Source organism: Blautia sp. ZXY-1-B12 (assembly GCF_056339915.1).
Genome location: NZ_JBWJVP010000117.1, coordinates 1 through 11,595, shown reverse-complemented (window position 1 = coordinate 11,595; position 11,595 = coordinate 1). Strand labels below are relative to the sequence as shown.

Annotated in this window: 14 protein-coding genes and 1 pseudogene; 1 reads left to right on the top strand and 14 read right to left on the bottom strand. The window is 40.3% G+C overall.

Features of this window, described 5'->3' with window-relative positions; all coding sequences use genetic code 11:
- Positions 1 to 86: 86 nt before the first annotated feature.
- From AC075L_RS06985 to AC075L_RS06970, 4 genes are all read right to left on the bottom strand, one after another.
- Positions 87 to 1,655, bottom strand: coding sequence for a recombinase family protein (locus tag AC075L_RS06985; protein WP_476387424.1), 1,569 nt, complete (start codon positions 1,653 to 1,655; stop codon positions 87 to 89).
- A gap of 14 nt (positions 1,656 to 1,669) precedes the next feature.
- Positions 1,670 to 1,876 carry a hypothetical protein gene (locus AC075L_RS06980; RefSeq protein WP_476387423.1) on the bottom strand — a complete coding sequence of 69 codons (207 nt, stop codon included), beginning with the start codon at positions 1,874 to 1,876 and terminating at the stop codon, positions 1,670 to 1,672.
- Positions 1,877 to 2,257: 381 nt separating this feature from the next.
- Positions 2,258 to 2,497 carry a helix-turn-helix domain-containing protein gene (locus AC075L_RS06975; protein WP_476387422.1) on the bottom strand — a complete coding sequence of 80 codons (240 nt, stop codon included), beginning with the start codon at positions 2,495 to 2,497 and terminating at the stop codon, positions 2,258 to 2,260.
- A gap of 1 nt (position 2,498) precedes the next feature.
- Positions 2,499 to 2,921: an RNA polymerase sigma factor gene (locus AC075L_RS06970; protein ID WP_117579304.1), complete on the bottom strand. Its 423-nt coding sequence runs from the start codon at positions 2,919 to 2,921 to the stop codon at positions 2,499 to 2,501.
- 568 nt (positions 2,922 to 3,489) lie between these two features.
- Between AC075L_RS06970 and AC075L_RS06965 the strand changes: the two genes are divergently transcribed.
- Complete coding sequence (locus AC075L_RS06965) at positions 3,490 to 3,843, top strand: helix-turn-helix domain-containing protein (RefSeq protein WP_117579305.1); 354 nt, start codon at positions 3,490 to 3,492, stop codon at positions 3,841 to 3,843.
- Positions 3,844 to 3,906: 63 nt separating this feature from the next.
- On the opposite strand, the gene AC075L_RS06960 is transcribed toward AC075L_RS06965, so the two are convergent.
- From AC075L_RS06960 to AC075L_RS06915, 10 genes and pseudogenes are all read right to left on the bottom strand, one after another.
- Entirely contained in the window at positions 3,907 to 4,095 is a 189-nt protein-coding gene (locus tag AC075L_RS06960) for a cysteine-rich KTR domain-containing protein (protein WP_117579306.1), read from the bottom strand.
- A gap of 127 nt (positions 4,096 to 4,222) precedes the next feature.
- Entirely contained in the window at positions 4,223 to 4,609 is a 387-nt protein-coding gene (locus tag AC075L_RS06955; RefSeq protein ID WP_118341696.1) for a hypothetical protein, read from the bottom strand.
- Between the two features lie 10 nt (positions 4,610 to 4,619).
- A complete protein-coding gene (locus tag AC075L_RS06950; RefSeq protein ID WP_117836164.1) occupies positions 4,620 to 5,261 on the bottom strand; it encodes an ABC-2 transporter permease in 642 nt (213 codons plus the stop codon).
- Positions 5,251 to 6,120: an ABC transporter ATP-binding protein gene (locus AC075L_RS06945; RefSeq protein ID WP_117836162.1), complete on the bottom strand. Its 870-nt coding sequence runs from the start codon at positions 6,118 to 6,120 to the stop codon at positions 5,251 to 5,253. The genes AC075L_RS06950 and AC075L_RS06945 overlap by 11 nt, the downstream gene beginning before the upstream one ends.
- Positions 6,121 to 6,498, bottom strand: a complete 378-nt coding sequence (locus AC075L_RS06940) for a GntR family transcriptional regulator (protein ID WP_117579310.1) — start codon at positions 6,496 to 6,498, stop codon at positions 6,121 to 6,123.
- Positions 6,499 to 6,710: 212 nt separating this feature from the next.
- Entirely contained in the window at positions 6,711 to 7,616 is a 906-nt protein-coding gene (locus AC075L_RS06935; protein WP_117579311.1) for a conjugal transfer protein, read from the bottom strand.
- A 14-nt stretch (positions 7,617 to 7,630) separates the two neighbouring features.
- On the bottom strand, positions 7,631 to 8,635 hold the full coding sequence (locus AC075L_RS06930; RefSeq protein ID WP_008393061.1) for a bifunctional lytic transglycosylase/C40 family peptidase: 1,005 nt from the start codon (positions 8,633 to 8,635) through the stop codon (positions 7,631 to 7,633).
- On the bottom strand, positions 8,632 to 10,791 hold the full coding sequence (locus AC075L_RS06925) for a CD3337/EF1877 family mobilome membrane protein (protein ID WP_270389784.1): 2,160 nt from the start codon (positions 10,789 to 10,791) through the stop codon (positions 8,632 to 8,634). The genes AC075L_RS06930 and AC075L_RS06925 overlap by 4 nt, the downstream gene beginning before the upstream one ends.
- 5 nt (positions 10,792 to 10,796) lie before the next feature.
- Positions 10,797 to 11,051: an ATP-binding protein gene (locus AC075L_RS06920; RefSeq protein ID WP_476387421.1), complete on the bottom strand. Its 255-nt coding sequence runs from the start codon at positions 11,049 to 11,051 to the stop codon at positions 10,797 to 10,799.
- Positions 10,981 to 11,456, bottom strand: a pseudogene (locus AC075L_RS06915) (ATP-binding protein). Before AC075L_RS06915 ends, AC075L_RS06920 begins: the two are co-directional and overlap by 71 nt.
- Between the last annotated feature and the right edge of the window lie 139 nt (positions 11,457 to 11,595).

The following is an 11,595-nucleotide window of genomic DNA, read 5'->3' as shown; positions in this document are numbered from 1 at the left end:
TGGTGCGATTGTGTAAAGACAACATTGAGGTTTTAAAAGATAGTTCCCGATAATCTGGCATACTAGCTGCCAGATATGAGAGAACTTTAGAAATTCCAATGTATTTCAATAGGTATTTCCTTAGTTACAGGGTCTTTCTGACCGACCAATACATAATCAATCAGCTTTTCAACCGTTTCCCTGTCTAAGTGTTCAAGATTTGTATATTGCTCGATTAACTGTCGTCTGTTATCGCCAATCAGCATTTTTCTTTCAATAACATCAAGCTGTTTCTGCGTATCAATTACCAGTTTTTCGAGCCTTTCTTTTTGTGTTGAGAAGTCTTTAGATAAATCCAAGTAATCAAGTTCGGAAAGAATACCTTTTACCTTATCTAAATATAGTTCACGGATTCCTTTTGTGTATTCCGCAATCTTTTTTTGATAAGCAGCAATCTCCGTTTCCATAGCTTCTTTTTGACCTCGCAGGTCATTATTGAATTGCACATTTTGTTCAAGCTCATCTTTATCCAGATATTCTGTGGATAACTTATTAAGTTCATCAATCACAGCTTTTTCCAATTTGTCTACTGAAATGAAAGAACCTATACAAGCGTCCTTTGCTACATGGCGGTTAGAACATTGTAAATAATGCTTACCACGATTCTTTGACGAACGCATTGTATAACCACAATTCATACAGCGAGCTTTTCTGGCAAATAAGCCGATTGTGCCAACTGTGAAAGGTTTTGCCTTTAGAGCTACCAATGCTTGAACCCTATCCCATAACTCACGGTCAATAATCGGCTCATGTGTACTCTCAACTCTGTACCACTCGTCTTTTGGTCTGGGTTTGTTTTGCTTTGTCTTATAAGAAACGCTGCCATATTTCCCTTGAACCATATTCCCGATATAGATTTCATTTACCAACATATCTGATATGGCAAAATATTTCCATAGGGTACTGTTTTTCGTTTTAGGCTGCTTATAACGCAAACCATGAAGTCGTTTGTATTCCGTAGGGTTTGGTATTCCTCTGTCATTCAACATACGGGCAATGGCGGTCTTTCCATATCCCTGTGAAAACAGTGTAAAAACTTCTCTGACAACTTCCGCAGCTTCTTCATCAATAATCAAATGCCCTTTCACGTCAGGGTCTTTTTTGTAACCATACAGGGCAAAAGCACCGATATGGTGTCCGTTCTTTCTTCTGTCAGTGAGAACGCTTTTAATGTTCTCTGACATATCCTCCAAGTACCACTCATTCACCAGACCGTTAATCTGTCTTGATTTCTTATTTCCCTTATTAGCTGTATCTGCATTATCAACAATACTGATGAAGCGAATACCCCAAATAGGAAAAAGACCGTGGATATATTTTTCCACTAATTCTAGTTCTCTGGTAAATCTGGATTGTGTCTTACAAAGGACAATATCAAATTTGCGATTCTTTGCGTCCTCCAACAACCTGTTAAATTCTGGTCGTCGTCTGTCAGAACCAGTGTAATCATCATCACTGTATATGTTGTAGACTTCCCAACCATGCTCTAATGAGTATTGAAGTAACATTGACTTTTGATTCTGAATACTGTTACTGTCGTCTGTTTCTGATTGTTTGTTTCTATCTTCCTCTGATAAGCGGCAATAAATAGCAACTCTTGATTTTGATTCTATCATGCTTCGTTCTCCTTTTAAAGAAGACGAAACAAACTATCTCTACATAATGTTATTATAACATCTTGTAGGATAGTTTGTCTATCATTGGCAGGAGTTGCCTTTCCTTTATTTTTTTCATATTGTATCAACTCTATCCATTTTAGAGTAAATGCTTTTGTAAACGCCACTTTATCACAATTTTTAAAAACATTCTTGCAAACTACCTTTGCGTCATTTGCCATTGAACCACCTCACTACAATATATTTACAAAGTATGCAAAAATGCTTGTACGTTATGAAAGAATTTGTCTATAAATAAGAAGTAATCAGATGGCTTTGGAAAGCTCCACTGGAATTTCACCATTCCCATTCTGATGGGTGAACCGTGTCATACGGGTGTATCATTATTCTGATATACGGGTCATGGCAGCAACTTTTCCAACAGTCGCTTACGGATCACTGGCGTGGTCGCTCGCTTCGCTATCCCTCCTTTCGTGGGTCATGGCGTTCCAGTCCGTCGGCTCACCGTATATCAAACGTATCTGATTACTTTATTCAGTTTTCAAAGAACACTTGTAAAACGGAGCTGGAATGAGGTGGTAGAACACTCCGTATATATTCGCTTATTTCACTCTGACTTCAAAACCTAGAATTGCTTTAATAAGAGCAGCTCTGATTCTGCCTTTCAGTTCCATATCGACCACAATATACATATTTCCGTGTTCATCATAGAACGGGCGTAAACTTGCTTTTGATATATAAGCGTCATAGTGATTTAATATTTTCTCTATTGCCACTTCGTCACCATCAGTAGCTAAACTGATTGTGGAGAATAGAGTACACTTTTTTGTAGACTTCATCATGTTATAATAATTCCTCCTCGTACATATCTCTAATGAGCTTTAGTGAACACATTCTGTTTCTATAAACAGAGTTTCTGGAAATATCCAAAATCTCTGCGATTTCTGCGTCTGGTAATTCCAGAAAGTAGAACATCAACACAACATTACGTCGTCTTTCGCTTAATTTTTTGATTGCTTCACATAATTTCTCATCATAGACACGAACTTCTGTACCGAACACATCAAAGGAAGTAAATTCAATCGGGTATTCGTCCGATACACCCAACTGGTTTAATTCCAGCTCTGGTATTTCACAGAAAGATATTTCATGCTTTGCACGTCTGGCAAGTTCTTTGTTGTAGTTCTTTACAGTTCTGCCAATCACCTTACGAGCCAGACAGTCAAATTGAAGTCTTATAGCGTTCTCAAATGAAGAAGGTTTCATAATCTCACCTCCTTTCAAGTTGACGTTGCTAAAGCGAAAAGGCTTTTTACCTCTTTCCGCACTAACACTCAACACGGAGGAGCGATTTGTAACCCAAATCAGAAAAAAGTCAAAAAATTTTTTTAAGCAGCAAAAAAGCACAAGAGCATAAAATGAATGCTGTTCTTGTGCTTTTATAGTTATTCCTGCTATGTAATGTGAAAAACCATATTCAAGGGTATATTGTACCGCTTTAAAGGCTAAGATTTTTTTGACAATATCGGATATATCAAAGATTGTCGATTATGTAGGTTTCTCAATGCGGCTACCTCCTAAAGCCGCTAACCCCAAACCTATATACTGTTTTTCGGGGATGGAAAAAAGGCGGCTTGTCAACCGCCATCTAAACAAAGAAAATTTTTAACATGCAAAAATGCTACTGACAATAGCGGTTTTTTTTATTTACCGCAATGCAGCACTTTTTTAATGTTCCTTTTACGCAGATAGGAACTTACAAACCATACTATGCGTTTTTCTATACCTGTTAGAAAATCAACAGGAACAGTAAAATGTAGTGAGGTGATTACATATGCGTAAAAAAGAAGATAAGTATGATTTTAGAGCCTTTGGTCTTGCAATCAAAGAAGCTCGCATGAAACAAGGTCTTACCCGTGAACAAGTGGGAGCAATGATTGAGATTGACCCACGCTATTTGACGAATATTGAAAACAAAGGGCAGCACCCAAGTTTACAAGTATTTTATGACCTTGTTCATTTATTGAATGTATCAACAGACGCTTTTTTCCTGCCTGCTTCTGATCTGGTGAAGAGCACCAGAAGAATACAGTTGGAAAAGCAGCTTGATAACCTGTCCGACAAAGATTTAGTTATCATGGAAAGCGTTATTGACGGAATCATCAAGTCTAAGGAAGTGGAGGAGTAATCCTATGCTTTTTAGCTTTCCAATAAAATAAGCCGATAACCCAAGATAAAACTATTCTCGGTGTTATCGGCTCTGCGTCTGTGCGTCTGGCTCTTTGATTACTATTATTTGTAGATTTTTGGCTTCTATTAAGGTTTCCTGTTTACATTTCGGACAATAGAGCGGGTAATTTTTTAAAACCGTATCTTCTCTAATTCTGTCACGGGTTTTGTTGCCACAAACAGGGCAGCGTATCCATTCCGTTTTTTTCATCATTACCTCCACTTTGCTATTTCTTTCTGTTTTTCCATGCCTTATAAATCAAATTGGCAATAGGGAACAACACACAAATGACTATAAACCATTCTGGAAAATGTGGCATATCCTATATCCCCTTTCTCTAATGAATTTGCATAAACGCAGCTATAAGTATGCTACCTACACCAATTAAAAATCCTATAATAATTCGTTTTACTGAATAACTGTATATTTTGTCTGGCTGGTTTCGGTCATATCGGATAGGAATATGCGTTCCTATCTCGGAGGTAAGAGAAACCTGTATGCGATTTTTTGACACAATCCACTTGCCATTTACCAGATAGGAAACCTCTGCCAGTTTTGCATTACGCCATTTTTCGTTTGTCGGGTTTGTAGACTTTATTGAAACAATCATTCCATCTGTTTTCATTGTCTTTCCATGTTTCAAGGCAAACAAAATACAATTAAACAAGGCGAAAGTAAACGATACTCCTGCTATCAAATACAAAATAATTACATCATGTTCCATACGATACCTCCTATGCCAAATCGCTCTTTTCAAAAAACTTAATTGACAGAATAGCGGATATTGAAAAAATGATAAGACTAATTACAATACCAAAAATAATGAGCATTGTTGTGGAAACCGTATTTAAGAAATCAAACTTCATCTTATTTTCTGGTTTAAACAGAGCTGCAAACAAAATAGGGGATGCCATAATAACTAAGACAAAGAAAAATTTTGTTTTTTCATATCCCAGTTTATATAAAGCAGGAAAATAAACAGATAAAAATACAGTGACCGTAAAAAAAATGATAACCGCCATCCTAATATCAAACGTTCCAAGTTTTGGGAAAAGAAGTGTGTCAATCCCAAAAATCAAACAGCATACCGCATAAATAACCAGACAAAATAAATATTTTGAAAGTACAATCAGCCTACGGGGATATGGCGTTGCACAAAGCAGAGTAGCGGCTTTCGGATATTGATGTTCCTTTAAGGAAACATATTGTGTCAACATGAAAATACTGAAAATAATAGTAAGTGTGAAACCCATAGCTCCAGCCGCTTCAGGTGTACGCCAAAGCATAATAGGCGGAATTAAAAAGGATACAATAAGCATAATACCCACATATTTCTTTACAATTAGAAAATCTTTTTTTACTAAGCTAAATAACATTCTTTTTTCTCCTTTCCACATTCGCAAGCATAATGTCTTCAATCGTTGGTCGTTCTATAAGAACATCCTGCATACATTCCATAACAACAGAAGCCTGTTTTGTAATTCCCGTAAAATTAAATGCACTTTCTTCTGTGCAAAGAAACATCTTTCGTGTATCTGAATTCAGTTTCTCTGCACTTCCTTTTATAATTCGATAGCTGTCAAGCAACTGGTCTTTTTCTTCTTGAAAAACAATCTGCCCACTATCAATCATAATCAGCATATCTGCAATTTTGTCTAAATCAGAGGTAATATGCGTAGAAAAAAATACACCTTTTCCATCTTTGTTCATATAATCTTTTAATATATCCAAAAGCTGGCTTCGTACCAGTGGGTCAAGTCCGCTTGTCGGTTCGTCCATAATAAGTAGCTCCGCTTTATGTGAAAGAGCTAATGCCAAAGCATATTTCATACGCATACCTTTCGACAGTGTATTGATTTTTTGCTTTGGGTTAAGCTCGAAACGTTCTAAGTAATCAATAAAATCTTGTTCACACCAGTTTTTATAGGCAGGTGCTATGATGCTTTTCATTTCTGAAATGGTTAATTCATCATAAAAACAACCATCATCAAGCACAATACCGATACGGTCTTTTATTTCGCTTTCATTTCCCTTTATGTCCATACCAAAAAAATTTATTTTCCCCGACACATTGTTGGTAAGCCCTAAAATACTTCGTAGAGTGGTTGTCTTACCTGCCCCGTTAATTCCCACAAATCCAGTGATACATCCCTCTGGTAAATAGAATGAGATGTCCTTCAAGGAAAAATCATCGTAACTTTTATTGATTCCAGATACTTCTAAAATATTGTCCATTCAGTTTTCCTCCTCGTATAGAATGTCCATCATGGCATTTAATTCCTCTTTGCTGATATTTAGTGATTTAGCTGTCTGTATCATATCAAGCATTTTTTTCTCTACAAGTCGCCGTTTGGACTCCCTTAATAATTCAATATTACTTGTAGAAACAAAAGTCCCGATACCGACTTGACTTGTAATAAATCCCTCTTTTTCCAATTCATCATATACCCTCCGTATTGTTAGGACGCTGACTTTTAAATCATTTGCAAAGGAACGGATAGACGGAAGGGCGTCGCCCTCCACTAATTCCTCTCTTAAGATAGCGTCTTTTATTTGGTCTTTGATTTGCTGGTAAAGAGGATTTTCAGATGTATTAGATATTACTATCTTCAAATATCTTTCCTCCTTTAGTGTGATGTTTATACATGCACATTATATACACACATCACTTGTATGTCAATATTCTTTCTGATTTTTCTGGAACTAATCTTCCAAATTAAGAATGGCATTTTTTGTAGCACAATAAGCAATAGCAGTTAAAAAAATTAAACGTGAATGAAAATGATTAAAGGGGAACGGTTTTTAATGTCCATTCCCCATCTTCATTATTTTACAATCTTCCAGTTACTATCTTTTTCCAGTGTCAAATCAAACTGTGAAATCTGTGTTGCCTTTGTCCTCTGGTCGAGATATTTCACTGATACGGACACTTTCACCTGTTCACCATCTTGTGTAAAGATAGGATTTACCAGCTCCGAGAACACATACTCACAATTCACAGGTTCCAGCACATTCCCCGATACATAGTAGGCAAGCTCCTTTTCTGTTGCGGTAGGGTATAGCTTGAAGAATGTTTCCAAGAACTCTGTAACTTCCTCCGTAGTGGCAGCGTCCACTGTTCCGTCCGATTCTTTTGTTTTTGGTTCATAGCCGGATTTTGTTGGTATGCTGCTGATGGTCGGATTCTGTGTAATAACCAGATTTCCGTCACCATCTACATGAACTACCACCATATAAGCGGAAGTGTAGCCGATAGTAGTTTCTCCCTCCGTTACCGTTTGATCTACCGAGTAGACAACGGTAAAGTCGTTCATTCCAGCCGCTTCAACCTCCCAAATCTTAACGTCTGTTACCGTAGAGCTTGTAGGTATATCCATACGGACGGTATCAACATTCAAATCCTGTAAGCTCTTTGTCAGATATTGGTTGATGGCTGCGGTTCGTTTCTCAATGGATTCCTGCGTGTTGCTCCAAGAATAGTAGGACTTCGCAAATGCCTTGACGAAATTCTCTATCTTGTTGGTATCAACAATACGCTGCTCAATGACTTCTTTCTCATGTACCGTGTGCATATCAATGGCGGTGAAATTCTTATACACCCCAAAGCTGACACTGGCAATCAGCACCAGCCATAAGGCAATCACGGTTTTCTTATGCGTGCCAACTTTCATCACCGGCACTTTCTTTTCCTTTTTTGGTTTTGATTCCTTATCCTTTTTCTTAAATAGCATAGCACCATTCCTTTCTAATTGGTTTTCACTCGTCCGGCACCAATCAAGTGTTGCTGCCAGTACGAGCTTGTTAAATCTGCATATCCGATAGGGTCGCCAGCATGATACATTCTGTTGTTTCCAGCATAGATTCCTACATGAGTGACGTATGTTCCAGCGTTATAGGTTGAGTGGAAGAATACCAAATCACCAGCTTTTGCCTGTGACAGCGGTATGTGCTGCGTAGCGTCATACTGTGCCTGTGCGGTACGGGGTAAGCTGATACCAGCCTTTCCGTAGCACCACTGAACCAATCCCGAACAGTCAAAAGAAGTGTTGGGATTGCTGCCGCCATACACATACTTCCAGCCTTGATACTTCAACGCTTCATTGAAGATTGCCTGTGCGGTAGCGTCACTGAAACTAGGCACAGCCAAATACTGGCTGACTAATTTTACATAGAACATATTCCCGTACCTGTAACGCCAGCCGCCATTTTCTTTTATGGCAATCTCATTCTTATAGGTGACTTTGACACCGCCGGACTTGTCCTTTGCGAAACTGACCGCCAGCTCAAAGGTGTACTTTTTCCCATGACTGGAAACGTAATCAATGAAGCCGCCGCCATAGTTATAGGACTGTACCACTGTGTTGATGTCACAGCCTTTCGCTTCTGCGGATTTCAAAAGCTCCGAGAAGTATTTACACCCTTGTTTGATGGAATCCTCCACAGACAAGGAATTAAGCGGTAGACCAAGTGATTCACTGGCTTGCATAACGTCTGTCGTGCCAGTGCCGCCGGATTCCACCTGCATAATCGCAAGCAGGTAATTCACATAGTCAGAAATCCCGTATTCCTTTGCGTATTTTTCTACCGTAGGCTGATGTTTCAAGACTTCTGCTGACAGGTTCAGTCCAGAAAAATCCAAGCTGGAAGAGCCGCTTTCTTCATCATCTGCGGTCACGATAAACAGGAACAGAAGCAGACAGATAATCACTGTGAAAATCCCACCGAACACAGCAAAATGCCTTAACTTCATTTCTTGCCGCCTTTCTTACTTGTAGATTTCTTCATTGTTGATTGATTTGTGGTCTTTTTCTGAACCGTCTTTGTCTGCTTCTGACGTTGTACCGTTTGCCTTGAAATATCTGTGGTAGCTTGTGAATGTTTATTTACTGCTGATGAAGTCTGTTTATCTGCCGGACGGGATTCTCTGACAACCTGTGTTCTTACATTCTCCTGTGATTTTGTCACAGGCTCTTTACTCTTGCTTGATTGCGGCTGCTCCTTTGTCACTGTGACAGGACGCTCTTTGACTTTCTGCTCTGGTTTTGAAGCTGCCGCCTGTGAATCCGATTTTACAGGAACAGGCGTTGTGGCTGGTCGCTCATGCACCGGGGCAGCTCTCTTTGTCGCTGATCCGGTGACCTGTCGCTCTTTATCCTTTGATTCCAGCTTGTCCTGTTCCTTATCCACACTCGGACGCTGTGGATTCTGTTTCTCTGACTGCGGCTGTTTCGATACCGATTTTTTATCCACGATTCCACGCTTTGAGGTAGACTGTGATTCCTGCGTATTGCTCTGTGAACTATGTACGGTCTGTGAGGAATCCGTCTGACTTTTCTTATCCGGCAATGTAAGCGGCTTCTGTGATTTGGAATCCGGCAGAGCTGGCGGCTTGCTGTTACCTCCACTGGAAGAAGCAGAAGTATTGTGATTTGCTCTGGTATGCGTATTACCTGTCTGTTTGGTATTGTCTGCCTTTTTCGTAGAAGCAGAAGCCGCCGCAGCACCAGCTACACCGCCAGCAGCACCAGCCGCCATTGTCCTACCGATTTTACGCTCCAAGCGTCTTGCCCTGCGGTTGAGGAACATATACGGGTGTCGCATGATTCGTCTGCTGACTTGCTGTGTATCGGAAGATTGCAGGCTGAACATTGCCATCAAGTCACCTAATTTAAAATAGATTCCGGCAAAGGTGACTATCTGTAGAAATGCCACCATGAAAAACGGATAGCTGGAGGAAATGGAATAAAACATAGTCGAGATACTAAAGGCTGTGGTAATAATCAGTGTGATTCCGGCTCTCATCATAATGGTATTGAACAGCTTCGTAAGAGCCTTTTTTGCCATGCCCTCATAAGTCGGTATCATGGAGAGGATAAAACTAATCGGCAGGAACATGGCGTAAATGATGAATAGCACCTGCGAGAAAATCATCATGCCGGTAAGCAGAAAGACAAATGCCGAGATACCAATATTGAAGATAAACAGGAACACTACCATACCTAAACGGGTCATGGTCTTTGTGACGCTCAAATAGTCATTGTCCTTATCCTCGATTTCCTCAATCACAACGTCCTCTCTGTCGTCCGTGTCTGGACTTTCCGATAACAGGCTTTCCACACGGTCAGAACCGAGCGTTTCTATATCCGATTCCCCGTACTGTAAAAGCAGCCACGGTTGTTTCACCTGTATGGAAAACAGGCTGTCTCTTATTAAATCTACGCTGTCTTTTCCTTTGCTGTTGGAATCGGGCAGCACGATTTTTGTACCGAGCGATAATGCCGAGCTGCTTATATCTGCGGAAAAGTCATTGATTTTGCTGATATAATTGGGGGCGTATGCAATAAAAGAAGCTGACAGGATAAACACCACAAGGAAGTTAATCACCGCATGAACTGCTTTTGTGGTTTCCCTCTTGATAAGTCCTGTGTATGCCACATAGATACCCATTACCAGAATAAGGATAAGCAGAAATCCCACATAAAATCCCTCACTGGAAAAACCGCTGGAAGTGATACCAGCCAACGTCTGAATGTTCTTTCCGATAGAGCTTGCGGTATCAGAGATAAAGTCCAGCTTGTAGGCTTCCTGTACCACATATCCCGTCGCATTGGAAATGTATAAGCTCACCGTCCAGGCAAAGTTTGTGATGGCATATAGTCCGTACTGAATACTTTTGCCGATACCGTCAAGCCAGTTCCACGGCAGCCAATCCCAACTTGAATCCACATAGAAATCAAGCTGGTAGTTTTCCAGCGGATATTTGGAATAGGTGTTAGCGTCACTCACCGTATTGTCTACCAGACCAGCCGCATGAGCTACCGTACCCGTGATAGATAAAAATACCAGCACACCGAGAATCACCGAAAGCGTGATAAGCAGATAACGGACTATTTTTCTCTTGTCCATAGGCTTCACCTCATTTCTTCCGTCTGCACTGGCGGTCTGGTATCAAAGGCATGGAACAGGTCAGAGAATACAGGGTGAATCTGGATAACGCCCACACGCCCATACAAATCTTGAAACAGGCATTGTCCGTTTTCCAAATCCCTAAGTCGTTTCTGGTTGCCCTCGTCCTCCTTATCCACACCGAAAAATTCAAGAGTATTCTTGATTTCCTTTATGTCTGTAGAACGGAACGCAAACTTTAAGCCGATATTGTTCTTCATCTTTTCTATCGTCCACATCACCAGAGTTTTGTGTAACGAAGTAAACAGCAGCGTTCATGGAGCGTCCAGCACGAATCAGCTTGTTAGACAATGCTTTCCCCTGTGCCACCTGTAGGAACGTCCACGCCTCGTCCAAGTCCACCACTTGGAAATGCTCCTGTCGGAATGGATAAAATCAAGGGCAAAGGTACTAATGACAATCAGCATAGCCACGGACAATAATTCCATTGTGGTGTATTCTTCAAACTTCGTGTCCTTATCCGGCAACACAAGGTCATGCCACCTGTATGATGTAGCTGCCCGTTCAAACTGATGGACTGCTCCACATCACCGTCCGAGAATAAAAAGGTGTGCAAAGTCATAATCGGTCATGCTCTCGATATGGTCTGCGATATTTTCTGCCACAGGAGAATCGTCTTTCCTTAATTTATCAACGACACGGAGCAGCTCCTCGTTTTTTGCTCTGTGTCACGGAACGGATTGCACGCCGTAAATACAGGGCAGCTTGGTCACCGTCACGGGACGAAATACCTGTAAGGAATGG

Bases quoted from the DNA above. Each gene is read 5' to 3' on its own strand.
- AC075L_RS06985 (WP_476387424.1), bottom strand. From the start codon at position 1,655: ATGATAGAATCAAAATCAAGAGTTGCTATTTATTGCCGCTTATCAGAG.
- AC075L_RS06980 (WP_476387423.1), bottom strand. From the start codon at position 1,876: ATGGCAAATGACGCAAAGGTAGTTTGCAAGAATGTTTTTAAAAATTGT.
- AC075L_RS06975 (WP_476387422.1), bottom strand. From the start codon at position 2,497: ATGATGAAGTCTACAAAAAAGTGTACTCTATTCTCCACAATCAGTTTA.
- AC075L_RS06970 (WP_117579304.1), bottom strand. From the start codon at position 2,921: ATGAAACCTTCTTCATTTGAGAACGCTATAAGACTTCAATTTGACTGT.
- AC075L_RS06965 (WP_117579305.1), top strand. From the start codon at position 3,490: ATGCGTAAAAAAGAAGATAAGTATGATTTTAGAGCCTTTGGTCTTGCA.
- AC075L_RS06960 (WP_117579306.1), bottom strand. From the start codon at position 4,095: ATGAAAAAAACGGAATGGATACGCTGCCCTGTTTGTGGCAACAAAACC.
- AC075L_RS06955 (WP_118341696.1), bottom strand. From the start codon at position 4,609: ATGGAACATGATGTAATTATTTTGTATTTGATAGCAGGAGTATCGTTT.
- AC075L_RS06950 (WP_117836164.1), bottom strand. From the start codon at position 5,261: ATGTTATTTAGCTTAGTAAAAAAAGATTTTCTAATTGTAAAGAAATAT.
- AC075L_RS06945 (WP_117836162.1), bottom strand. From the start codon at position 6,120: ATGGACAATATTTTAGAAGTATCTGGAATCAATAAAAGTTACGATGAT.
- AC075L_RS06935 (WP_117579311.1), bottom strand. From the start codon at position 7,616: ATGCTATTTAAGAAAAAGGATAAGGAATCAAAACCAAAAAAGGAAAAG.
- AC075L_RS06930 (WP_008393061.1), bottom strand. From the start codon at position 8,635: ATGAAGTTAAGGCATTTTGCTGTGTTCGGTGGGATTTTCACAGTGATT.
- AC075L_RS06925 (WP_270389784.1), bottom strand. From the start codon at position 10,791: ATGGACAAGAGAAAAATAGTCCGTTATCTGCTTATCACGCTTTCGGTG.
- AC075L_RS06920 (WP_476387421.1), bottom strand. From the start codon at position 11,051: ATGAAGAACAATATCGGCTTAAAGTTTGCGTTCCGTTCTACAGACATA.